The organism is Jeongeupia chitinilytica, from assembly GCF_014652315.1.
GTDB lineage: Bacteria > Pseudomonadota > Gammaproteobacteria > Burkholderiales > Chitinibacteraceae > Jeongeupia > Jeongeupia chitinilytica.
Window position 1 is genome coordinate 135,749 of the sequence record NZ_BMYO01000010.1, and the last position, 23,383, is coordinate 159,131.

Genomic DNA, 23,383 nt, shown 5'->3' on the forward strand with positions numbered 1-23,383 from the left:
GCCTCCGGAAATCGGTGGTTCATGCTAGCAGCAGGCTGACGGGTAATTTTATAAGCGCTTACCCGTATGACAGGTGAAACCGGCCACAGCCCGGATGCGCCCAATCTGCTAAGGTAGCGCGCTCACCTTCCCCACCGGATTTCCAGATGCGCCTGATCACCGCCCTGCTCCTCGCCTTTGCCCTGGTCGCCTGCTCCAGGGTGACGAGCGAGAACTACCAGAAAATCTCCACCGGCATGCAACGCGACGAGGTCGTCAGGATTCTCGGCGAGCCCAAGGCCACCGACGGCGGCAGCGTGTTCGGCATCAGCGGCGAAAGCGCCAGCTGGCAAGGCAGCGATACGACCATCACCATCCAGTTCATCAACGGCAAGGTGATGACGAAGAATCTGGAAAAGAAGTAACCACGCGGCTTTGCGCTGATTCCGTTGTAGAAGCTTCTACAATCCGCAGTTATCCACATGAAGCAGTCAGCCCGAAATCCCTTAGGCGACTGTTTCGTCTGCGATCGCCTTTACTAGGCACACCAACAAGCCGATGCAGCCCCTGGCGCGCCACGGCACACCCGCACACACCATCGTCCAGTGCGGTGACACCTTCCCCTGCTTCATCTTCCAGCCCTTGTCGTCGAGCGCGCTGGCCAGCGTGAGCGAGCCGCGGCCGTAGCGCCGGTTCGCCTGGTTGATCACCGCGTTCAGGCCGGCGCCACCGCGCCGGCCTGATTGCGAGCACGGTGCTCAGCGCGGGTACGCGGCGTCGCGGAGCTCGCGCATCCCGACCAGCCTGAAGCCGCGCTCGGCGATGGCATCGCGGAACAGCGGGTCGGCGAACAGCGCCCGGTCGCCGGTCCGCACACGCCAGTCATCGGCGATGGCACGCAGTTCCGGCGTGTCGTCGGCCGGATGGCCGATCAGGCAGTGGACACCGGCACCCAGCGTGTCGAGCCAGTTCACCGCCCAGGCACGACGCTCCTCCGGCTCGAACGCCTCGCCGAACGGCAGGCATTCGAATCCGTCGATCAGCACGGTCTGCCCCGCCGCGTCACGGGTAGCGATCTGGTCGTACATCGTCTGCGCGGCCGCCTGATCGAGCACGCACCACTGGGCAATCTCGTCCGCACTCCAGCGTGGAATCAGCGGTGGCAGGCGGTACTGGTGCGCCAGGTCGAGATAGACCGGCAGCAGTGCCGGACTGAACATCGTCAGCATGTGCGAATCAAGGTGGGTCAGCTCGACGCCGGCGGCGATGGCGCGCTCGATCTGCGCCGTCAGTTCGGTGCGCACCGCCTCGACACGGGCGTGCGCGTGGGTCGGTTTGGCCAGCGGATGGAAATAGCCTTCCGCACCGGTCAGTCCGTCGTCGGCCGACGTCCGCGTGACGGGCCCCCAGCGGTAGTGGTCCCATTCGCAATTCAGCGTCAGGTGGACGCCGAGGTCGGCGCGTTCACCGAGCTCGCCGGCATGCAGTGCCGTCGACGGAAACCAGCTGCAGGCCGGCATCGCCGACGCCGATGTCAACAGGCCGAATTCGACCAGACTGGTCCACGCCGACACCGTGGCCTGACACATGCCGATGTCGTCGGCATGCAGGATCAGCACGCGGGCATCAGCCTCGAAACCGAGTTTTTGCTGCAAGGTCATTGCGGGACTCCTCGATGCGGTTGGTGTCCGCAGTATGCGCCGCCACCGCGCCGAATCGGTGCGACCGAATCAACTGGGCAAGGCGTGCCAAGCGACGGGTTCGACCTTGCCGAGCAACTCTCGCAGCAATGATTGCAGCCGGCCCAGATCGACCGGCTTGGGCAGGAACGCGTTCATGCCGGCCTCCCGGCACATCTGCTCGCTGTCCTGATTGGCATTGGCGGTCAACGCCACGATCGGCCAGTTGCAACTGCCCGGATCGGCACGCAAGCGCCGGGTCGCTTCCAGGCCATCCATCACCGGCATCTGCCAGTCCATCAGCACCAGATCGAAAGGCTGGCTCTTGGCGAGCCCGAGCGCCTCGGCGCCATTGGCTGCAATCGCGACCTCGTAGCCGAGCCGGTTCAGGAATACTTCGATCACCCGCTGATTGACCGGGCTGTCCTCGGCCAGCAGGATGCGCCGCAATGCCAGCGGTTCCGGTTGGGGCGAAACGGGACGGGATTCGAACGTCAGCGGATGAACCAGCAGCGCGTAAAGCTGGCGGATCAGCACGGCATAACCGATCAGCGGCTTTTTCAGGCGCCGCTCGCCCGGCCGGGCCACGACACCGGCACTCCAGCACAGCAGCAGCCGGTGCTTGTCGGCCGGGATGTCGCCGGCAAAGGCCTCGTCGGCGATCACCAGTTGCGCCGAATGCGGATCGACCCATTCGACCCCGCAGTCGCCGAGAAAGGCTTCGACATTGTCGCGGTAGATGCTGGGGCCCAGCCAGGCAAAACGCCGGCCGGCCAGAAAGGCCGTATCGGCGCCGACCGGCAGCCAGTTCGCCCCCCAGCCACTGGCATACGCCGCGGCGCTGGCCGGCAGCGCAAACCAGAACGACGAGCCGGCACCGGGTACCGTGTGCACCCCGATCTGTCCGCCCATCAGCTCGACCAGCAGTTTGCTGATCGCCAGTCCCAGCCCGGTACCGCCATGCCGTCGTGTCGAGCCCGACTCAGCCTGGAAGAAGCGCTGGAACAGCGAGGACTGCTTGTCGCTGGCAATCCCCTGACCGGTATCGGTCACGACGACCTGCAGCGCACCGGAGGCATCGGTCGCCAGCCGTACGCCGACCTGGCCGCGGTCGGTGAACTTGATGGCATTGCCGACCAGATTGACCAGCACCTGCTTGAAGCGGACCGCATCGCCAAGATACGCCGGCACGCTGACGTCCTTGACGTCGAGCAGCAGGTCGAGCCGTTTCTCGGCGGCCCGCGCCGCCAGCATCGTACAGACCTCGGCCGCGACCGCGCGCAGATCGAACGGGCGGGACTCGAGCGAGAACTTGCCCGACTCGATCTTCGAGTAATCGAGCAGGTCGTTGATCAGCGACATCAGCGTGTCGCCGGACTGGGCAATGGTGTCGACAAAATCGCGCTGGTCCAGCGTCAGCGGCGTATCCCCCAGCAGTTGCAGGAAGCCGAGCATGCCGTTGAGCGGCGTGCGGATCTCGTGGCTGATGGTCGCCAGAAACGCGCTCTTGGCGTGGCTGGCAGCCTCGGCTTCGTCGCGCGCACTGGCCAGCTCCTGCGTCTGCTGCGACAGACGCGCGTTCAGCGCCAGCATCTCGGCTTCGACGCGCTTGTTGCCGATGAACTGCGACACGATGGATGCAAACAGCTTGAGCACTTCGCGCTGGTAGGGCTGCAGCGGCCTGCGGCGCAGGAAGTTGTCAGCGGCGATCCAGCCGATCATCCTGTCGTCGATCCACAGTCCGATCATCGCATTCCAGCCGCGGCCGACGACGACCTTGTCGTAGTACAGCGCGGCGTCCTCGTTGACGATCACTTCGCCGGGGCGACGGCGGCTTTCGTCGAGCATCCGGTGCTGCGGCAGCGTGCTGATGAACCAGTTTTCGTTGATGACCTTGCCGTTGTTGTCGGTCCCGTAGGTCCCGCGCATCTCGTTGCGCTCGTCGTCGGCCTCGAAGATCGCCATCCGGTCGATATCGAGCTCGGCAAGGGCCAGCGTCACCGCCCGGCAGTACAGTGCGTCGAGGTCCGGTGCCTCGGCCATCTGCAGCGTGACCTGGTGCAGCCTCTGCAGCAGACCGCGGTAATCTTCGGCGCGTGCCAGACTGGCCTGCAGCTTGCCGGTCATCTCGTCGAGCGAGCGGCTGTGGTCATCGACGACGGTCGCCCATCGTTCGGCCACCAGCGCGGCCAGCGCTTCGGCCTCGCGCCGGAACGACGCCGAGGCGACCAGCATCTCGATTGCCGCCCGTGCGGTGAATTCGGCATAGAGCACGCCGGCCAGCCGCCCCTGCGACACGAGCGGCAGCAGCAGGCGGTGGCGGTGCTGTTCGGCCCCGGTTGCGTCGTCCCAGATTTCGCTGGCCTGGTAATCGATCGGCCGGATCGACGTCGCCGGTTCGCTCAGTTGCCAGGTCAGCTCGTCGACCGGCAGACCGAAGAAGCTTTCCGGCAGCTGCGGCTCGGCGAATGACAGGGCGCGCTGTCCGGCAACGGCCTGCGCATGCACGCGCGGCGCACCGCCGTCGGGCAGGATCAGAAAAACCCGGGATGCGTCGAAGGCGCCCAGCACGGTCTCGACCACCGAAAGCGAGAACAGCTCCCAGCTGTCTGCCTGAATCAGTGCATCAAACTGGAAATAAGATTTTCTACCCATAACTTACACACAGAAAAAGTTATCGCCATGCCATCATAAACAAGCCACGCCAGACGGCCGTGCCGAACGCCCTCGCCCGCGTATAATCGGCGGTTTTACTGCCATTTACGCAACATGTCGCATCCCACTGCCCGCATCGAATCCCTCGACCACGAAGGTCATGGCATCGCGCACGTCGATGGCAAGACGATTTTCATCGACGGTGCCCTGCCGTTCGAAACGGTCAGCTTCCAGAGTTACCGCAAGAAGCCCAATTTCGAGAACGCCCAGGCGCTCGAGATCCACAACGAAAGCTTCATGCGCACCACGCCGAAATGCCCGCACTTCGGTGTCTGTGGCGGCTGTTCGATCCAGCACATGGAGTTCGGTGCGCAGGTGGCCGCCAAGCAGCGCATTCTCGAAGACAACCTCGAGCGCATCGGCCACGTCGACGCCGAAACCAGCCTGCCGCCAATCTACGGTTCGGCCTGGGGTTACCGCCACCGCGCCCGACTGTCGGTGCGCCATGTCGCCAAGAAAGGCGGCGTCCTGGTCGGTTTCCACGAAAAGCGCTCGCGCTACATCGCCGACATGACCGAGTGCCACGTGCTGGTGCCGCATGTCGCTAAGCAGCTGCCGGCGCTGCGCGAACTCGTCGCCAGGCTGTCCATCGTCACGCAGATGCCGCAGATCGAAGTCGCCGTCGGCGAGAACGTCACCGTGCTGGTGTTCCGCAACATGGTCGACATCACCGCGGCCGACGAAGCGCACTTCAAGGCGTACGCCGATCAGTGGAACGTGCAGATCTGGCTGCAGCCCAAGGGCCCGGACACCGCCTACCCGCTGTATCCGAAAAATGCGCCGATGCTCAGCTACACGCTGCCCGAATACGGCATCGAAATGCCGTTCAAGCCGACCGAGTTCACCCAGGTCAACCACGCGGTCAACCGGGTGATGGTCGAGCGCGCGATCAACATGCTCGATCCGCAGCCGGGCGAAGTGATCGCCGACATGTTCTGCGGCCTCGGCAACTTTACGCTGCCGATCGCCCGCCGCGGCGCCAAGGTGCTCGGCATGGAAGGCAGCAAGCAGCTGGTCGAGCGCGCGTTCGAGGGCGCGCGCCACAACCGGCTCGATCACATGACCGACTTCGCCGTCGCCAACCTGTTCGAGATGACCGAGGAATGGCTGGACAAGCTCGGCCGCTTCGACAAGATGCTGATCGACCCGCCGCGCGACGGCGCGATCGATCTGGTCAAGGCCATCAGCGCCGAGCACGGCCCCAAGCGCATCGTCTACGTCTCCTGTAGCCCGTCGACGCTGGCGCGCGACGCCAACGTGCTCGTCAACGTCAAGGGCTACACGCTCAAGGCTGCCGGCGTGATCAACATGTTCCCGCACACCGCACACGTCGAATCGATCGCCTGGTTCGAAAAGACCGGTCCGGGAATGAGCCGCGAGGAAGTCGCCGAAATGGAAGCGGCCGAAGCCGCACTGCGTGAAGCGGTCAAGGCCGAACAGAAGGCCGCCGCCGCGCAGGAAAAAGCCCGCCGCGCGGCGAAGGAAGCCGAGCTGGCCGAGGCCCGCGCCCGCAAGGCGGCCGAGAAGGAAGCACGCCGCGCGCACTATCTCGCCAACCGCGTGGTGCCGGACGGCGAAGCGCAGTAAGACCACCGCACACGACAATGCCCGCAGCGCGGGCATTGTCGTTTCCGGCCATGGCAACATTGCCCCGCAGCGCATCGCCGTCAGCGATATGCTGACTTCATCCAGTCAACTGCGGACCAGGGAGACCATCCAATGAACCGCTACCAACTGCTCGACGAAGCGAAGGCGGCACGGCTGAAAGCCTACGCACCGTATTCGCGTTTCCTTGTCGGTGCCGCCGTGCTGACCCACGACGGCCGGGTATTTCATGGCTGCAATATCGAGAACGCCGTGTATGGCCTGTGTCTCTGTGCCGAGCGCAGTGCGCTGGCTGCGGCCGTCGCCGCGGGCTGCCGGCCGGGCGACTTCGCGACGATCGCCGTCGTTGCCGACACCGACGGCCCGGTCGCGCCGTGTGGTGCCTGCCGCCAGGTGATGATCGAACTCGGCACGCCGTCGCTCGAAGTCGTGCTGACCAATCTGCGCGGCGAAACCGACGTCACCACCGCCGGCGCCCTGCTGCCCGGTGCCTTTCATCTCGACCCGAATGGCAGCGGCGAGCCGGACGACGTGATCTGACCATCGTCGTTGCGGTACGGCGCGGCACAGGGCAGCGCCGCAGCAGCCTCAGCGCCGGCCGGCCGTGATGCGGTGCAAGGCCATCCCGGCCAGCATCGCGAGTACGAAGACCAGCGCCTGCGGCGCGCCGGCGCTGAACGCCACCAGTGCCGGTCCCGGGCAGATGCCCGCCAGCCCCCAGCCGATGCCGAACAGCAGACTGCCCGCCAGCAGCTTGCGGTCGATCACCGTCGACGCCGGCAGTTGCATCGGTGCGCCGAGCAGCGATACCGTCCGGCGCTTCGCCAGACCGAAGCCGGCCAGACCGACGCCGATCGCACCTGCCATCACCAGTGCCAGCGACGGATCCCAGGCGCCGGCCAGATCGAGAAAGCCGGTCACCTTGGCCGGATTGGCCATCCCCGACACGATCAGCCCGAGGCCGAACAGCAGGCCGGCCAGCAGTGCATTCAGTTTGAGCATCTCAGCCTCCGATCAGGTGGCGCACGACGAAGACGGTGGCGAAACCCGCCGCCATGAAGGCCAGGGTGGCGGCCAGCGAACGCGGCGACAGCCGCGACAGGCCGCAGACACCATGGCCGCTGGTGCAGCCCGAACCGAGCCGGGTGCCGAAACCGACCAGCAGGCCGGCCACGATCAGCACACCCCAGCTACTGTCGAACTGCAGCCGCGGCATTGCCGCGACCAGCCGGTACGCCCATGGCGCAGCGAGCAAGCCGCCGACGAAGGCGAGTCGCCACGCCGTCTCGCCACGCTGCGGCGCCAGCAGCCCGCCGACGATGCCGCTGATGCCGGCAATCCGGCCGTTGCCCAGCGCCAGCAGGCTGGCCGCCACGCCGATCAGCGCGCCGCCGATCAGCGCACTCCACGGGGTAAATGCACTCCAGTCTATCGTCATGATCGGGCCTCCTCGTTGCCGCAAAACTGCTGGTAAAGCGTGCCGATCACGGCAATCGCCGCCGCATTGGCCAGACTGTAGTAAACCTGTTTGCCCTCCTTGCGCGTCGTCACCAGTCCGGCACGCCGCAGGACTCCCAGTTGCTGGGACAGCGTCGGCTGGTGGATGTCGAGATCGGCTTCGAGTTCGCCGACATTGCGTTCGCCCTGCGACATCCGGCACAGCAGCAGCAGGCGATCCTGATTGGCGAGCGTTTTCAGCAGATCCACTGCTGCGCTGGCAGCACTGCGCATCTGCTCGAGTTCGGGGGGTGACGCATTCATGTCCGTGGCATCCGGGTTCACGCTGATGGACACATCATATCAAACAATACTATATTAGTTAATATATTATTAAATTCCACCGCGAGGCAGTCATGAACAATGCGCCCGGCCCGAACATCGAGGGCTTTCACGATCCGGTGACCGGTACGGTCAGCTACGTCGTCTATGACCGCGTCGGCGGTCAGGCCGCGATCATCGATCCCGTCCTCGACTACGCCGCCAACGCCGGTCGTACCGGCAGCCGTTCGGTGCAGCGTCTGGCCGACTGCCTCGCAGCCAACAAGCTCACGCTGGCGTGGATACTCGAAACCCATACCCATGCCGATCACCTGTCCGCGGCCGCCTGGTTGCGCGACCGGCTGGGCGGCCTCGTCGGCATCGGCCAGCACATCGGCGCCGTACAGCAGCTCTTTGCCCGGCGCTTCAACCTCGGCGACAGCTTTCCGGCCGACGGCCGCCAGTTCGACCGGCTGTTTGCCGACGGCGACACCTTCCGCATCGGCGAACTCGAAGCCGAGGTGATGTTCGTACCGGGCCACACTCCGGCCGACGTCGCCTACCGGATCGGCGACGCCGTTTTTGTCGGCGACACGCTGTTCATGCCCGATGTCGGCACCGCCCGCTGCGACTTCCCCGGCGGCGATGCCGGTACGCTGTTCGACTCGATCCAGCGTCTGTTTGCCCTGCCGCCGCAAACGCGGCTGTTCATGTGTCACGACTACGCACCGGCAGGCAGAACACCAAGCTGGACGAGCACCGTCGCCGAACAGCGTGCGGCCAACGTCCACATTGGCGGCGGCACCGCTCGCGACGCCTTCGTCGCCTTGCGCCAGCAGCGCGATGCCACGCTCGACGTACCGGCGCTGATGCTGCCGGCCATCCAGGTCAACATCCGGGCCGGCGCCCTGCCCGAGCCCGAAGCCAACGGCACGCGGTATCTGAAGATTCCGCTCGATCCGCAATGAGTCGCCTTCTCCGGCTCCGCCGACCCAAGGTCCGGCCATGACCCTCGTCGTGCTCGGGCTCCTGATCGGTCTCGTACTCGGTCTCAGCGGCGCAGGTGGCGGCATTCTCGCCGTTCCGGCCCTGATGGCCGGACTCGGCTGGAGCGTCCAGCAAGCGGCGCCGGTGGCGCTGCTCGCGGTTGCAGGCGGCGCCGCCACCGGCGCGCTCGAAGGCTTCCGCCGCGGGCTGGTGCGCTACCGTGCGGCGCTGGTGATGGCTGTGGCGGGCATCCCGCTGACCGCGGTCGGCCAGACCGTCGCGCATCACCTGCCCCACGCAGCGCTGCAAACGGCGTTTGCGCTGGTGATGCTGACCGTTGCCGGCCGGCTGCTCCTGCCACGGCACGACGACGATCGCGCGTCGTCGCCGTGCCGGGTCGATCCGGGCAGCGGCCGGCTGGTCTGGACACCGGTGACCGCACTGGCGATCACCGCCGTCGGCGCACTGGCGGGTCTTGCCACCGGCCTGCTCGGTGTCGGCGGCGGTTTCATCATCGTTCCGGCACTGCGCCGGCTGAGCAATCTGGGCATGCACGCGATTGTTGCGACTTCGCTGTTTGTCATCGCCCTGGTCGGCTGCGGCGGCATCGCGGCGGCTTTGTGGCAGGGCCGGACGTTGCCGGTGGCCGTTGCCCTGCCGTTTCTCGTCGCGACCGTCGCCGGCATGATCGCCGGCCGGCGCCTCATCGCCCGCGTCAGCCCGCAACGCGTCCAGCGCGGCTTTGCACTCGTACTGCTCGCAGTGGCGCTGGGCATGCTGGCTGCGACATGGTGGCCCCGCTGATACAGGCGGCTCGCTGAAAGCTGCGCTTTTCGGCTACAATTTTCACCTTTACGCCCCCCGAATTCGCAGGAGAACACCTATGTCGATGGCTGACCGCGACGGCGTCATCTGGTATGACGGCAAACTGGTCCCGTGGCGCGAAGCGACCACACACGTCCTGACCCACACGCTGCATTACGGCATGGGCGTGTTCGAAGGCGTGCGCGCCTACGAAACCGACAAGGGTGCGGCGATCTTCCGCCTGCAGGACCACACCGACCGGCTGTTCAACTCGGCCAAGATCCTCGGCATGGCAATGCCGTTCGGCAAGGAAGAACTGAACGAGGCGCAACTGGCCGTCGTTCGCGAGAACAAGCTGGCGTCGTGTTACCTGCGCCCGATGGCCTTCTACGGCTCGGGCAAGCTCGGCGTGGCGCCGCCGGCCAACGACGTGCACGTGATCGTCGCCGCCTGGCCGTGGGGCGCGTATCTGGGCGCCGAAGGCATCGAGCGCGGCATCCGCGTCAAGACCTCGAGCTTCACCCGCCATCACGTCAACATCACGATGTGCAAGGCCAAGGCCAACGGCAACTACATGAACTCGATCCTCGCCAACACCGAAGCGACCCGCGACGGTTACGACGAAGCGCTGCTGCTCGACGTCGACGGCTACGTGGCCGAGGGCTCGGGCGAGAACATCTTCGTCGTGCGCAAGGGCAAGCTGTACACGCCGGACCTGACCTCGTGCCTCGACGGCATCACCCGCAACACGGTGTTCGAGATCGCGACCGAGATGGGCCTGCAGGTCATCGAAAAGCGCATCACCCGCGACGAAATCTACATCGCCGACGAAGCGTTCTTCACCGGTACCGCTGCCGAAGTCACGCCGATCCGCGAACTCGACAACCGCGCCATCGGCGTCGGCACGCGCGGCCCGATCACCGCGGAAATCCAGAAGCGCTACTTCGACATCGTCCAGGGCCGCGATGCCAAGCGCGCCGAATGGCTGACACTGGCCTGATTCAGGAACACCAAGATGCAACTGCACGAAAACACCAAGACCCAGATCGAAGTCACCGCACACGATCTACCGCTGCACTGCCCGATGCCGGACATGGTCGCGTGGAACTCGCACCCGCGCGTGTTCATCGACCTGTCCAAGACCGGCGAAGGCCAGTGCCCGTACTGCGGCACGCACTATCGCCTGAAAGCAGGCGAAGTGATCAAGGGCCACTAAGACCCGAAGCAGCGAATGACAAAGCGGCGCATGCGCCGCTTTGTCATTTGAAGCGCCCGGACCGGAGCACATCATGAGCGTGATCGATACCACAACCGCCGAGCACTACCGCTGGGGCGGCGTGTGCGATGGCTGGCATCTGGTCAGACAAGCCGGACTGTCGGTCATCGAAGAGCGCGTGCCGCCCGGCGGCAGCGAAGTGCGCCACGCCCACACGCAGGCAACGCAGTTCTTCTACGTACTGGCCGGCGAACTGGCGATCGAGGTCGATGGGATTGAGCATCACGTCACCGCCGGCCAGGGGCTGGAGATCGCACCGATGCAGGCGCACCAGGTCGCCAACCTTGGCGAGATCGACGCGCGCTTTCTTGTGGTCTCGCAACCGCCCTCGCACAATGACCGCATCCCCGCGCCCCACACCGTGAGCTGTTAACGATGAAGCAAATCCTGATCGTCGCTCCTGCCTGGGTCGGCGATGCCATCATGGCCCAACCGCTGTATGCCGAACTGCAGCGCCAGCATCCGGGCGCCGCCATCGACGTGCTCGCGCCGGCGTGGACCCGACCGGTGCACGCGCGCATGCCGGAAATCCGCGAAGCGATCGACAACCCGTTCGGCCATGGCGAGCTGGCGCTGAAAAAGCGCTGGGCCATCGGCCGCGAGCTGAAGAAGCGCGGCTACGATCAGGCGATCCTGCTGCCGAACTCGCTCAAGAGCGCGCTAGTACCGGCCTTTGCCGGCATTCCGGTTCGCACCGGCTGGCTCGGCGAATCGCGCTACGGCCTGCTGAACGACTGGCGCCGGCTCGACAAGGATCGCTACCCGAAAATGGTCGAGCGCTTCGTCGCGCTTGCGGTGGCCGATGGCGCACCGCTGCCGGCCGGTCAGCACTACCCGCAGCTGAAAATCGACCCGGCCGCGCGCGCGGCGACCTTGGCCAAGCTCGGCCTCGACACCGCCAAACCCATCGTCGCCTGTTGCCCGGGCGCCGAGTACGGCCCGGCCAAGCGCTGGCCGGCACGCCACTTCGCCGAATTCGCCAGGAAGCGCATGGCACGTGGCGAACAGGTCTGGCTGTTCGGCTCGAACAAGGACGCCGAAATCGCCGGCGAGATCGCCGCACTGGCGCCCGGGGTGATCAACCTCGCCAGCCAGACCAGCCTCGCCGAAGCGATCGACCTGATGAGCCTGGCCGCAGTCGCGGTCTGCAATGACTCGGGGCTGATGCACGTGGCCGCCGCGCTGAACGTGCCACTGGCGGCGGTCTACGGCTCGTCCAGCCCGGGCTTCACCCCGCCGCTGACCGACCACGCCGAAATCGTCTCGCTGCAGCTGTCGTGTTCGCCGTGCTTCAAGCGTACCTGCCCGCTCGAACACATGAACTGCCTTAACCAGCTTGATGCCGACCGCGTCGATGCCGCCGTCGAACGGCTGATCCCGGTCAAGCCCGTCCGCTAGGGCATCGCCAGCGGCGTCCCGGCTTCGGGAGGCGTGCGCGCAAAACTGACTATATTGGTCAGACCCAAGACACGGACGCCCGCATGCCGCCCCCTGACCAGTTGAATGCCCTGCTCGGCGAGTGCAGTCTCGGCCGGCAGCGCGCGCTCGAAACGCTGTACCGGCTCACCTCGGCGAAACTGTTTGCCGTTGCGCTCCGTATATTGCGCAGAAGGGACTGGGCCGAAGAGGTCCTGCAGGAGTGCTATGTCAGCATCTGGCAGCACGCCGGCCGTTACGATCCGCTGAAAAGCCAGCCGATGACCTGGATGACGCGCATCGTCCGCAACCGCTGTCTCGACCGGCTCGACCGGCCGAACCTCGAGGTCCCCGCCCCCGATGACGACTTTGCCGCAAGCTGGGCCGACGATGCGCCCGGGCCGATGGCCTTGCTGCTGACACAGGAATCGAGCGCGCAGCTGGCCGGTTGCCTGAAGGGGCTGGAAGGCCATCAGCGCCAGGCCATTGCGCTGGCCTTCTTCGAAGGACTCAGCCACAGCGAAGTCGCGCAGCACCTGTGCCAGCCGATCGGCACGATCAAGAGCTGGGTCAGGCGCGGTCTGGAGAAGCTGAAAGGATGCCTGGAATGAGAACCTTCAACCCGCAACTGCGTGACCGGCTGGCCGGCCAGTACGTGCTCGGCAGCCTGCGCGGGCCGGCGCGCCGCCGTTTCGAAAAACTGATGTACGCCGATGCCAATCTGCGCCGTGCCGTCACCGGCTGGGAAGCGCGGCTGCTGCCGCTCGCCAACGCCCTGCCCGAAGTCTCCCCGCCGCCCCGTGTCTGGCGCGGCATTGCCGACCGGCTCCGGGCACGCCAGCCCGTCCCGGCATGGAGCTGGCGCGGGCTGGCACTCTGGCGCACGCTGGCCGGCAGCCTTGCCGCAATGCTGCTCGCCGGCGTGGTGATCTATCCGGTGCTGGTGCAGCGCGGGGCCGAAGCCCAGTACCTTGCCGTCCTGCAGGATCCGCAAGCGCAGATTGCGCTGCTGGCCAGCGCCACGCGCGACGGCCGTCTGCAGATCAAACCGCTGAACGACCTGCGCCAGGTTTCCGGCCGAAAGGCACTGGAACTGTGGGCGCTGCCCGCCGGTGGTCAGCCGCAGTCGCTGGGGCTGATCGCCCCGGACGGCAAGACGGTGATCGTGCTCAAGCAGCGGGCCGGCCTGATTCCCGCACTCGCAGTCAGCCTCGAACCCCCGGGGGGCTCCCCCACCGGTCAGCCGACCGGCCCGGTCCTGTATTCGGGCAGGATGCTCAGCCTCTGAGCCGGGGCTGGCCGAAACCGGGCCGATACGGCGCGCCAACGGTCGCAGAAACCGGCGCCGCCGCGCTATGATCGGGGTTTCCCCCAATCCTGCCTGCCTGAACATGGAATTCCTCGACCTCGACCCGATCGCCCACGTCCGTGGCACCGTGCAAATCCCCGGTTCCAAGAGCATTTCCAATCGCATTCTTCTGCTGGCAGCCCTCGCCGAAGGCGAAACGCTGATCCGCGGCCTGCTCGGCTCCGACGATACCCAGCGTATGCTCGAAGCACTCGATGCGCTCGGCATCGCCTGCCGCCAGCAAGGCGACACGCGTGATTTCACCGTCCAGGGCGGCAACGGGGTCTTTCCGGTCAAGCAGGGCGAGTTTTTCCTTGGCAACGCCGGTACCGCAGTCCGTTCGCTGACGGCCGCGCTGGCCATGGCCGGCGGTGAATACACGCTCAAGGGCGTTGCCCGGATGCACGAGCGTCCGATCGGTGATCTGGTCGATGCGCTGCGCGTGGCCGGTGCGAAGATCGACTATCTCGGCAACGAAGGTTTCCCGCCGCTGGCGATCCACCCGGGCCAGATCGGTGCCGGCCGGCGCATTCCGGTCAAGGGCAATGTCTCGAGCCAGTTCCTCACCGCCCTGCTGATGTCGCTGCCGCTGAGCGGCGAAGACGTCACCATCGAGCTGGTCGGCGAGTTGATCTCCAAGCCCTATATCGAAATCACGCTGAACCTGATGGCCAAGTTCGGCGTGACCGTGGAAAACCGCAACTGGCAGGAGTTCTTCATTTGCGGGGGCCAGCGCTATGTGAGCCCGGGCGAGGTCTTCGTCGAGGGCGATGCGTCGAGCGCGTCCTACTTCCTCGCGGCTGGCGCGATCGCAGCACAGGGCGGCGCGCTGCGGGTCGAGGGCGTCGGTGCCGACAGCATCCAGGGCGACAAGCGCTTCGCCGAAACGCTGGAGCAGATGGGCGCACAGGTCAGCTGGGGACCGAACTGGATTGAAGTCGCACCGCCGGCCTCGGGCAGACTGCAGGCCGTCGATGTCGATCTCAACCACATTCCCGACGCAGCCATGACGATTGCCGTCGCCGCGCTGTTCGCCGACGGCACCACGACGATCCGCAATATCGAAAGCTGGCGCGTCAAGGAAACCGACCGCCTCAGCGCCATGGCCACCGAGCTGCGCAAGGTCGGCGCCACCGTCGAGGAAGGCCAGGACTACATCGTCGTGACGCCGCCCACCGCACTGACACCGAATGCCGAAATCGCCACCTATGACGATCACCGCATGGCCATGTGTTTCTCGCTGGTGGCGCTCGGCGGCGTGCCGATCCGGATTCTCGACCCGAACTGCACGGCCAAGACCTTCCCGACCTATTTTGCCGAGCTTGCCCGCATCGCCGGTTGATCCACCGGCATCCCCAGCAAAGGCCGGCCATGCCGGCCTTCTTTCTTTTTCAGTCAGACTAACCCGGTCAAGGCCACGCATGGCGTAAACCGACAGGCCTGTCGGTGCGGCAAGCGTCTGCCGTCCGCCGTGCCGATGGTGACGTGCGTCGGCTGCATGTGCGCGACAAACCTGCGTCCTCCGGATCGACTGCATCGTTGCAGGCCTCGCCCGGCACTGGCCTCAAACCGGTCAGCCTGTTGATACCAGCTTGATTTTCCAGCATTCCCGATGCGCTCGACGTGCAAAACGCCGCACCGGTGAACCGGGCACGGCCCTTGAAAAGCACCGATCCGGTCCCGGCTTACAACTTTTCGGCCCGGATTCGGCGTCCGGATGCGGTGATACCATCGCCATGCTTTTTTGCATGACCACAGTGGCACGGCTCGGTCCCGCCCCGTCGCCACACATAACGATGGAGTCGAGATGCATTATCCGAAAATTGCCGCGCTCGCCGTGGCTGCAGTCTTTGCTGCCCAACTGGCCCACGCCGCCCCCGCCTGGGACGCGAAGGCCACTTACACCGCCGGCCAGTCGGTCGATTACGCCGGCAAGACCTGGAAGGCCAAGTGGTGGACGCAGGGCAACACGCCCGGCGCCGAGCAATGGGGCCCGTGGGAATTGATCGGCAACGCCGGCGGCGCGACGCCGACGCCTGCTCCGACGCCTGCTCCGACGCCCGCTCCGACGCCCGCTCCGACGCCCGCTCCGACGCCCGCTCCGACGCCCGCTCCGACGCCCGCTCCGACGCCNGCACCGACGCCTGCTCCGACGCCTGCACCGACGCCCGCTCCGACGCCCGCTCCGACGCCCGCTCCGACGCCCGCTCCGACGCCCGCTCCGACGCCCGCTCCGACGCCCGCTCCGACGCCCGCTCCGACGCCCGCTCCGACGCCCGCTCCGACGCCCGCTCCGACTCCGAAACCGACCCCGGCGCCAACACCCGCTCCGACACCCGCTCCGACACCCGCTCCGACACCCGCTCCGACACCCGCTCCGACACCCGCTCCGACACCCGCTCCGACACCCGCTCCGACACCTGCACCGACCCCGGCCGGCACGGCCTGCGTCGCCGCATGGGATGCCGGCACCGCGTACAGCGGTGGCGCCAGCGCCAGCTATCTGAACCACAACTACAGCGCCAAGTGGTGGACCAAGGGCGACGACCCGAGCAAGGGCGGCGTCTGGGTTGATTCTGGTGCCTGCAGCGGCGGGTCCACCGGTGGCAGCACGCCCACGCCCACGCCGACGCCGGCACCGGGCGGTGTTCCGACCAAGGCCCAGGCCGAGGCCAAGGAAGTCGAGCTGACCAACAACGACTTCTTCCGCACCATCAAGGCGTCGATCCGTACCGCGCCGAACGCCGTGGTTGACGCTGTGGCGCCGGGCAAGGCCGACAATCCGGTCAACGTGAAGCGCATCGAGCGCATCCTGCCCGAAGCCAAGTGGGAATACCTGTTCCCGCGCCGCGAACCGAGCTACACCTATCAGCGCTTCCTGCAGGCCAACGCCAAGTTCCCGGCGATCTGCGACGACTACAAGGACGGCCGTGACGCCGATGCGATCTGCCGCCACAGTCTGGCGACGATGTTCGCGCACTTCGCGCAGGAAACTGGTGACCACAACAAGAACGACACCGTGCCCGAATGGCGTCAGGCGCTGAAGTACCTGCGCGAGATGGGTTGCGATGAAACCGGTCCGAGCTGCGGTTACAACACCGAGTGCGCCGATCCGGTCTTCAACACCGTGTGGACCTGCGGCAAGAACGCCGACGGCAGCTGGAAGAAGTACTTCGGCCGCGGCGCCAAGCAGCTCTCGTACAACTACAACTACGGCCCGTTCTCGCAGGCGATGTACAACGGCGACCAGTTCAAGCTGCTGAACGAACCGGACCTCGTCGCGTCGACCTGGCTCAACCTCGCCAGCGCAACGTTCTTCTTCGTCTACCCGCAACCGCCGAAACCGTCGATGCTGCACGTGATCGACGGCACTTGGGTACCGAACCAGACCGACCAGGCTGCCGGTACCGGCAACAACTTCGCGACGACGATCCAGATCATCAACGCCGAATGCGGTCTCGGCACCGAGAAGCAGGCAGCGCAGAACCGGATCGACTACTACAAGGAGTTCTCGCGCGAACTGGGCTGGGACTACAGCAAGGAGCAGCTGAGCTGCGCGACGATGCAGCGCTTCGGCCCGGGCAGCTCGGCGGCGTACAACATCTACTGGGAAAAGAACTGGAACACCGGCGGCGACAACCAGTGCATGCTGGTCAGCTACCAGACGCCGTACAACGCGCTGATCGAAGGCAACTACGTGAAGTGCGTCGAGAAGAACTGGGGCGTGACGCTGAAGTAAGCGCCAGCCCCGGCCATGAAAAACGGGGGCCGTGGCCCCCGTTTTCAATTGTTCATCCTGTCCGGCTCAGCGGTGTGACGTCTTCGCCGTCTTGGTGTGATGCTGCTTGGCCGCCGTATTTTTGGCCGGCGAGGTCGACCGCTTTGCCGTCTTGTGCTTTGACGCCTTTGCATTCGACTTGCCCGCGTGGCTCGACGCCTTGCTGCTGCGATGCTTGCCGGTCGCGGCGGCATGCCGCTTGCCGTGGCCCTTCTTGGCGACCTGCTTGCTCGAGTGCGACTTCGCGGTCTTGGCACTCGCGTGCTTGCCCTTGGTCGCCTTGTGCGACACCGGCTGTGCACGGCTGGTTTTCGGCGCCGGCGCGCTGCGCGCCGCCGCAGGCGGCAAGGCGGCCGGATCGTCGAACGGCAGAGGCGCATCCTCGGCAAACGCACTGCAGAGGGAAAAACTCAGCATCAGGGCAAGCAGGATACGCATGGCATCGACATTCTGGCGAAACAAACGGGGGGCCAGTATACCCGATCGTTTCCCGGGTTCAGGACGAGCAGACCAGCCGTTCATCCACGACAAGACCACTGAAATCGCCTTCCCGAACACCGACAACGCAAGCCTGCAGTCATTGAAAGGTCAAAGTCGGCAAATCGCTTGAAAACAAACGGGAAAACGCGGCGACTTTCTTGACAATACAACTATCGAAGTTACCATGGTGGTTCTATACCAATGACATGGATAAGACCACTTCAGTGGTGAGTCGCACGCAAGTTGCGGTCACCCGAGCCGGCCATCGCCGGCCCAGGATGCTGCTCATGCCTTTGCCTGGGGCATGCGGTCTTGACGGGGAGCTTCGGCTCCCCATTTTTTTGCTCAGCGCAGCAGCGCTTCGGCAATCGCGACCAGCATCGCCGGCCTGTTGCCGAAGGCGGCCAGTCGCCCTGCCGCATGCGGCACCAGATCGACGTCGTAGGGCAACCGGCCCGCGACCAGCCAGAGCCGATCCGGCGGCAAGGCCGCAATCAGCGCACGTTGCGCCGGCTGCAGCACGGCGTTGTAGCTGACGCAGACGATCTGCGCGGCACCGGCGACCAGTGCAAGCGCTGCTGCGGCCTCGGCCGCATCGGGCGCCAGCGGCAGGGCCAGTTCCTCGACCCGGACACCGGCGGCCTGCAGCGGCGTCGCCAGGGTATCGCGCACCAGCGCCGCCTTGCCCAGCGCCACCTCGTCGATCTCGGTCCGCGTCCGGACCTCGAACGTCAGCAACAGGACCGGCTTGCGCGGATCGATGCCGCTACCGTGACGGCGTACCGCCCTTTTCTGCACTTGCCTGGCCAGCGCCAGTCCGGACTCGCCGCGCAACGCCGGCACCGGGTCGGCCGGAAGAGTGCGCCAGTCCGGCAGACGCCGCTTGAGCGCCAGAATCCGCGCGACCGATGCGCCAATCCGTGCCGGATCGATGTCGCCGGCGTCGACCGCCGCATGCATGGCATCGAGGAACCCTTGCTGCCGGTCCTCGCGATGCGAGATGATCAGCACGTCGGCGCCGGCCCGGAACGCGTCGACCGCCCCGCCGACCGTACCGCCCGGCCCCTTGGCGATGGCATCCATTTCCAGACAGTCGGTAATGACCACGCCGTCGAAGCCGAGCTGGGCGCGCAGCAGTCCGGTCAGCACCGAGTGCGAGCGCGTCGACGGCAGGTCCGGATCGGATTCGACCGCGGGAAAGGCCACGTGCGAGCTCATCACCGCATCGACACCGGCGGCAATCGCGGCCCGGAACGGCGCCAGCTCGACCGCGTCGAGCCGCGCCCGGTCGTGGCCGACGCGCGGGACGCCGAGGTGCGAATCGGTATCGGTATCGCCATGGCCGGGGAAATGCTTGACCGTCGCCGCCAGCCCGGCCGCCCGGATGCCGTCGAGGGCGGCCAGCCCGTATCGGCACACGGTGTCGACGTCCTCGCCGAAGGCGCGCACGCCGATCACCGGATTGGCCGGGTTGTTGTTTACGTCGAGGACCGGGGCAAAATTGATGTTGATGCCGAGGGCCGCCAGCTCGGCATTGCCGATCCGCGTCAGCTCGCGGCAGTCGTCGACCGAACCTGCGGCCTGATAGGCCAGCGCCGACGGCAAGGGCGTCATGCCGTCCTCGATCCGCATCACCATGCCGCCTTCCTGATCGATGCCGATCAGGAGCGGCACCTCGCTGACTTCGGCATTGATCTGCTGCAGCCGGCGGCACAGCGCGGCCACTTGCACCGGCGACTCGACGTTGCGGCGGAACAGGATCACCCCGCCGATGCCCCGGGCGCGGATCAGCCGCTCGATGCCCTGCGACGGTACGAATCCGTCGAATCCGGCCATCAGCAGCTGGCCGATCTGTTGCTGCACGTTCATTCGTCTTCTCCAGCTTGCCCCGACCGTGCCGCGAGGCTACATCAAAGTAATCGGCCTTTGACCACCAACCCGGAGCCTGCGATGCGCGCCACCCTCATGCTGACCGGCCTCGCGGTGCTCGCCACCGCCTGCTCGATGATGCCGCAAACGCCGCAAAAGGCACAGGCCACCCTGCTGCCAACCAGCGGCCAGACCGCGACCGGCAAGGTCGGATTCCGCCAGAGCGGCGATACGCTGCTGCTCGACGTCACACTCAGCGGACTGACACCGGGACAGCACGGCTTTCACGTTCACGAAAAGGGGGACTGTTCGGCCCCCGATGCGAGCAGCGCCGGCGGTCACTTCAATCCGGACAAGCACCAGCACGGCAGCCCGGATGCACCGGACCATCACGCCGGCGACCTCGGCAACGTCGTGGCCGGGGCCGACGGCCGGGTCTCGACCTCGATCACGGTCCGCGGTGTCCAGCTCGACACACTGCGCGGTCGGGCCCTGGTGGTTCACGCCGGCGCGGACGACCTGAAGAGCCAGCCGGCAGGCAACTCCGGTGCCCGCATTGCCTGCGGCGTGATCAACTAGATCGCCCTGGCGCGATCAATTCAGCGCCTGTGGCCGCATCGACGGCCCCGAACACTCAGTTGCGCATCGCCAGCCGGCGCAGCACTTCGTCACGGCCGATCAGCGCCAGTACCGCGTCCACCGACGGCGTATTGGTGATGCCGCACACCTTGGCACGCAGCGGCATGCCGACCTGCGGCATCTTCACGCCCTGCTGCTTGACGAAGTCCTTGATGAACGCCCCCAGGCTGGCCTGATCCCAGGTCTCGAGTCTGGCTGCGCCTTCGGCGAAGAAACCGAGACGCGCTTCGTCGTCGGGCGTCAGGTGCTTCTCGGCCACGTCGGCACTCGGCACCAGCGGGCGATAAAAGTACTCGGCCTGATCGGCCATCTCGACCAATGTCTGACTGCGATCCTTCAGCAGTACGCAGACGTCCGTCAACGCCGGACCGCTGGCGGTATCGACCCCCTTGTCGGTCAGGAAGGCGGCAACGCGTTCGGCCAGGCGCTGCGGCTCGGCGGTCTTGATGTGCTGTGCGTTCAGCCACAGCAGCTTGTCGCGGTCGAAACGGCTCGGGCTCGGACTGACATCGGCAAGGTCGAACCATTCGACGAACTGGTCCATGGTGAAGAACTCGTCGTCACCGTGCCCCCAGCCGAGGCGGGCCAGATAGTTGAGCAGCGCTTCGGGCAGGAAGCCCATCTTGTCGTAGTCGACGACGCTCACCGCGTCGCGGCGCTTGCTCATCTTCTGCCCCTGATCGTTGAAGATCATCGGCAGATGGGCGAACACCGGCACCGCAGCGCCCAGCGCCTGGTACATGTGGATCTGCCGCGGCGTGTTGTTGACATGGTCGTCACCGCGGATCACGTGGCTGATCTGCATGTCCCAGTCGTCGACGACGACGCAGAAGTTGTACGTCGGCGTACCGTCCGGGCGGGCGATGATCAGGTCGTCGAGTTCGGTGTTGGAGATCTCGATCCGGCCCTTGACCTGATCATCCCAGGCGACGACACCGTCGATCGGGGTACGGAAACGCACGACCGGCGACACACCGGCCGGCGCCGCCGGCAGCACCTTGCCGTCCTCGGGCCGCCAGCGGCGGTCGTAACGCGGCTTCTCGCCGCGCGCCTCGGCCTCGGCACGCATGGCGTCGAGCTCTTCGCGCGAGCAGTAGCAATGGTAGGCATGGCCCGAAGCCAGCATTTGCGCGATGACCTGCTTGTACCGGTCCATCCGCTGCATCTGGTAGAACGGGCCCTCGTCGTAGTCGAGGCCGACCCAGTGCATGCCGTCCATGATCGCGGCGACCGATTCCGGTGTCGAACGCTCGAGATCGGTGTCCTCGATGCGCAGCACGAATACGCCCTGGTGCTTGCGGGCGTAGGCCCAGGAGAACAGCGCGGTGCGCACGCCGCCGATGTGCAGCAGGCCGGTGGGGCTGGGCGCGAAACGGGTGCGGATGGCGGAAGTCGGAGCAGTCATGGCGGCAGAGGTGTGAATCGCAAAGGCGCCATTTTACCCGCTGCCGCCTGCCCGTGCAGCGGACAGAAAAAACCGGCCACGAGGCCGGCGGATTCACACTGGAACGGCAATGCGCTTTACAGCGCAGCAGTCATGACCGGCTTGGTCTTGGCCCGGGCGACGCGATTGTTGATCTGCAGGATGCGGTTGGCCGGGTTCTGGACTTCGACATTGGCGGCCAGTCGCGGCTCGGCCGGGGTGGCCGGTGCCTCGAAGCGCACGAGGATGTCGTAGAAGCTGCGCAGCGTCTCGACGTAGGCCACCGGCTCGCCGCCACGGGCATAGCCGAATCGCACGGTGTTGTAGTACTTCGGATCGCGCAGCAGCGGCAGCGTGGTCTTCACGTCGGCCCAGCTGTCCGGATTCTTGCCCTGCCGGCGCGCCAGTTCGCGAGCGTCGAGCAGATGTCCGAGGCCGACGTTGTACGCCGCCAGCGCCAGCCAAGTGCGATCGGGCTCGGCGACGGCGTCGTCGAGACCGTCACGCAGCAACGCCAGATAGCGTGCGCCGCCGAGAATGCTCTGCTGCGGGTTCAGCCGGTCGACGCCCATGCGCTGCGCGGTATCGGTCGTCAGCATCATCAGCCCGCGCACGCCGAACGGCGAGACCGCGTTCGGATCCCAGTGCGACTCCTGATACGCCAGCGCGGCCAGCAGGCGCCAGTCGATCTCGGTTTCGGCCTCGGCCTTCTTGAACCAGTTCTGGTACTTGGGCAACACGCTGGTGCGTTTGCTGAGGAAAGCAACCGAATCCGGCGGCGCAATACGGTCGACATGGCCGTAATAGCGGTCGGTGAGCTTGGCCAGCGACTTGTCGGCACGGACTTCGGCGAAGAACTGCGTCAGCTTGGTCTGCAGTTCGCCATCGTCGTCGCGCATCGCCCACGCCAGTTGCTGCGGGTCGCCGCTTTTCTCGGAAATGGCCACCTGCGGGTAGTATTTTTGCGCCAGTTCGGCCACTTGCGAGCCGACGATCGCGTAATCGATCTTGCGTTGCGCGACCGCCTCGACCAGTTCCTCGCTGTCACCGGCCTCGGCAACACGCCAGGTCAGCGACGGTGATTTGGTCTTGAGCTGGTCGAGACCCTGCACGTACTGCGGCATGGTCTCGACGGTGGCAGCCCCGCTCATGATCGCGTTGATCGCCGACTGTTCGCTGCGATCGTTGCGGTAGACGAGGACCGGGCGCACCGATTGATACGTCGGGCCGAAGCGGATTCCGCTTTCGTCCGTCGTCTGGTGCACGCCGACTGCCAGATGCGCTTCGTTGCGTTGGAGCCGCTCGAAGAGCTTTGCGTAGTTGGGTTCGACCACGAAGCGCACCTTGAGTCCGTTTTCGGACGCGAAACGCGTGACGAGATCATATTCCAGCCCTGCGTAATGCCCCTCGGCATCGACATAGAACGTCGTCGGACCGTTCTGCACGAGTACAACCAGCTCGCGCGATTCGGTCCAGGGGGGCGCTTGGTGGGCGGTATTTGCCGGCATGTCGCCGCATCCCACCAGGGCTACTGTCGCCAAAGCCATCAACCAGTTCTTCATGCCACTCCAGAATAATGCTGTTGGCGTGCATTCTGCCTACAGTTTTTCTGCAACACAAACGTAAA

At 65.9% G+C, this 23,383-nt stretch carries 24 protein-coding genes; 14 read left to right on the forward strand and 10 right to left on the reverse strand.

Annotated features, from left to right (window positions below; genetic code table 11):
- The first annotated feature begins 146 nt into the window (after window positions 1-146).
- A complete protein-coding gene (locus IE097_RS17380) occupies window positions 147-404 on the forward strand; it encodes a hypothetical protein (protein WP_189462169.1) in 258 nt (85 codons plus the stop codon).
- An 81-nt stretch (window positions 405-485) separates the two neighbouring features.
- On the opposite strand, the gene IE097_RS17385 is transcribed toward IE097_RS17380, so the two are convergent.
- The 3 genes from IE097_RS17385 to IE097_RS17395 form a co-directional block, all read right to left on the reverse strand.
- Window positions 486-689, reverse strand: a complete 204-nt coding sequence (locus tag IE097_RS17385; protein WP_189462170.1) for a DUF4113 domain-containing protein — start codon at window positions 687-689, stop codon at window positions 486-488.
- Between the two features lie 48 nt (window positions 690-737).
- Window positions 738-1,640, reverse strand: a complete 903-nt coding sequence (locus IE097_RS17390) for a polysaccharide deacetylase family protein (RefSeq protein ID WP_189462171.1) — start codon at window positions 1,638-1,640, stop codon at window positions 738-740.
- Window positions 1,641-1,709: 69 nt separating this feature from the next.
- Window positions 1,710-4,313, reverse strand: coding sequence for a hybrid sensor histidine kinase/response regulator (locus IE097_RS17395; protein ID WP_189462172.1), 2,604 nt, complete (start codon window positions 4,311-4,313; stop codon window positions 1,710-1,712).
- A gap of 114 nt (window positions 4,314-4,427) precedes the next feature.
- Here IE097_RS17395 and rlmD point away from each other — a divergent pair, with 114 nt between their 5' ends.
- Both rlmD and cdd read left to right on the forward strand, forming a co-directional pair.
- Window positions 4,428-5,960: a 23S rRNA (uracil(1939)-C(5))-methyltransferase RlmD gene (gene rlmD / locus IE097_RS17400; RefSeq protein ID WP_189462173.1), complete on the forward strand. Its 1,533-nt coding sequence runs from the start codon at window positions 4,428-4,430 to the stop codon at window positions 5,958-5,960.
- Window positions 5,961-6,092: 132 nt separating this feature from the next.
- Window positions 6,093-6,518 carry a cytidine deaminase gene (gene cdd, locus IE097_RS17405; protein ID WP_189462174.1) on the forward strand — a complete coding sequence of 142 codons (426 nt, stop codon included), beginning with the start codon at window positions 6,093-6,095 and terminating at the stop codon, window positions 6,516-6,518.
- A gap of 48 nt (window positions 6,519-6,566) precedes the next feature.
- On the opposite strand, the gene IE097_RS17410 is transcribed toward cdd, so the two are convergent.
- From IE097_RS17410 to IE097_RS17420, 3 genes are read right to left on the reverse strand one after another with little or no spacing between them, the layout of a single operon-like run.
- Window positions 6,567-6,980 (reverse strand): DUF6691 family protein, encoded by a 414-nt coding sequence (locus IE097_RS17410; protein WP_189462175.1) that lies wholly within the window; start codon window positions 6,978-6,980, stop codon window positions 6,567-6,569.
- Window position 6,981: 1 nt separating this feature from the next.
- The gene (locus tag IE097_RS17415) at window positions 6,982-7,416 is read right to left on the reverse strand and encodes a YeeE/YedE family protein (protein WP_189462176.1); all 435 of its coding nucleotides are present in this window, start codon (window positions 7,414-7,416) and stop codon (window positions 6,982-6,984) included.
- A complete protein-coding gene (locus IE097_RS17420; protein ID WP_189462177.1) occupies window positions 7,413-7,739 on the reverse strand; it encodes an ArsR/SmtB family transcription factor in 327 nt (108 codons plus the stop codon). Before IE097_RS17420 ends, IE097_RS17415 begins: the two co-directional genes overlap by 4 nt.
- Window positions 7,740-7,831: 92 nt before the next feature.
- Between IE097_RS17420 and IE097_RS17425 the strand changes: the two genes are divergently transcribed.
- The 10 genes from IE097_RS17425 (at window position 7,832) to IE097_RS19555 (ending at window position 17,306) form a co-directional block, all read left to right on the forward strand.
- A complete protein-coding gene (locus IE097_RS17425) occupies window positions 7,832-8,704 on the forward strand; it encodes an MBL fold metallo-hydrolase (RefSeq protein WP_189462178.1) in 873 nt (290 codons plus the stop codon).
- A gap of 37 nt (window positions 8,705-8,741) precedes the next feature.
- Window positions 8,742-9,527 carry a sulfite exporter TauE/SafE family protein gene (locus IE097_RS17430; RefSeq protein WP_189462179.1) on the forward strand — a complete coding sequence of 262 codons (786 nt, stop codon included), beginning with the start codon at window positions 8,742-8,744 and terminating at the stop codon, window positions 9,525-9,527.
- A gap of 79 nt (window positions 9,528-9,606) precedes the next feature.
- Complete coding sequence (locus IE097_RS17435; protein ID WP_189462180.1) at window positions 9,607-10,527, forward strand: branched-chain amino acid transaminase; 921 nt, start codon at window positions 9,607-9,609, stop codon at window positions 10,525-10,527.
- A gap of 15 nt (window positions 10,528-10,542) precedes the next feature.
- Window positions 10,543-10,743, forward strand: a complete 201-nt coding sequence (locus IE097_RS17440) for a zinc-finger domain-containing protein (protein WP_189462181.1) — start codon at window positions 10,543-10,545, stop codon at window positions 10,741-10,743.
- Window positions 10,744-10,816: 73 nt separating this feature from the next.
- Complete coding sequence (locus IE097_RS17445) at window positions 10,817-11,176, forward strand: cupin domain-containing protein (RefSeq protein ID WP_189462182.1); 360 nt, start codon at window positions 10,817-10,819, stop codon at window positions 11,174-11,176.
- A 2-nt stretch (window positions 11,177-11,178) separates the two neighbouring features.
- Window positions 11,179-12,201: a lipopolysaccharide heptosyltransferase II gene (gene waaF / locus IE097_RS17450; protein ID WP_189462183.1), complete on the forward strand. Its 1,023-nt coding sequence runs from the start codon at window positions 11,179-11,181 to the stop codon at window positions 12,199-12,201.
- An 83-nt stretch (window positions 12,202-12,284) separates the two neighbouring features.
- The gene (locus tag IE097_RS17455) at window positions 12,285-12,830 is read left to right on the forward strand and encodes an RNA polymerase sigma factor (RefSeq protein ID WP_189462184.1); all 546 of its coding nucleotides are present in this window, start codon (window positions 12,285-12,287) and stop codon (window positions 12,828-12,830) included.
- On the forward strand, window positions 12,827-13,507 hold the full coding sequence (locus IE097_RS17460; protein WP_189462185.1) for an anti-sigma factor: 681 nt from the start codon (window positions 12,827-12,829) through the stop codon (window positions 13,505-13,507). The genes IE097_RS17455 and IE097_RS17460 overlap by 4 nt, the downstream gene beginning before the upstream one ends.
- 103 nt (window positions 13,508-13,610) lie before the next feature.
- Complete coding sequence (gene aroA / locus IE097_RS17465) at window positions 13,611-14,909, forward strand: 3-phosphoshikimate 1-carboxyvinyltransferase (protein ID WP_189462208.1); 1,299 nt, start codon at window positions 13,611-13,613, stop codon at window positions 14,907-14,909.
- Window positions 14,910-15,374: 465 nt separating this feature from the next.
- Window positions 15,375-17,306, forward strand: a complete 1,932-nt coding sequence (locus tag IE097_RS19555) for a glycoside hydrolase family 19 protein (protein ID WP_308429731.1) — start codon at window positions 15,375-15,377, stop codon at window positions 17,304-17,306.
- 66 nt (window positions 17,307-17,372) lie between these two features.
- Here IE097_RS19555 and IE097_RS17480 read toward each other — a convergent pair whose 3' ends face one another.
- Together IE097_RS17480 and nagZ are read right to left on the reverse strand one after the other, a co-directional pair.
- Entirely contained in the window at window positions 17,373-17,867 is a 495-nt protein-coding gene (locus IE097_RS17480; protein ID WP_189462186.1) for a hypothetical protein, read from the reverse strand.
- Window positions 17,868-18,170: 303 nt separating this feature from the next.
- The gene (nagZ, locus tag IE097_RS17485; RefSeq protein WP_189462187.1) at window positions 18,171-19,694 is read right to left on the reverse strand and encodes a beta-N-acetylhexosaminidase; all 1,524 of its coding nucleotides are present in this window, start codon (window positions 19,692-19,694) and stop codon (window positions 18,171-18,173) included.
- Window positions 19,695-19,775: 81 nt separating this feature from the next.
- Between nagZ and IE097_RS17490 the strand changes: the two genes are divergently transcribed.
- Window positions 19,776-20,273: a superoxide dismutase family protein gene (locus IE097_RS17490; protein ID WP_189462188.1), complete on the forward strand. Its 498-nt coding sequence runs from the start codon at window positions 19,776-19,778 to the stop codon at window positions 20,271-20,273.
- A 55-nt stretch (window positions 20,274-20,328) separates the two neighbouring features.
- On the opposite strand, the gene gltX is transcribed toward IE097_RS17490, so the two are convergent.
- Together gltX and mltF are read right to left on the reverse strand one after the other, a co-directional pair.
- A complete protein-coding gene (gene gltX, locus IE097_RS17495; protein ID WP_189462189.1) occupies window positions 20,329-21,738 on the reverse strand; it encodes a glutamate--tRNA ligase in 1,410 nt (469 codons plus the stop codon).
- Between the two features lie 116 nt (window positions 21,739-21,854).
- Window positions 21,855-23,318: a membrane-bound lytic murein transglycosylase MltF gene (gene mltF, locus IE097_RS17500; RefSeq protein WP_189462190.1), complete on the reverse strand. Its 1,464-nt coding sequence runs from the start codon at window positions 23,316-23,318 to the stop codon at window positions 21,855-21,857.
- Window positions 23,319-23,383: the final 65 nt, after the last annotated feature.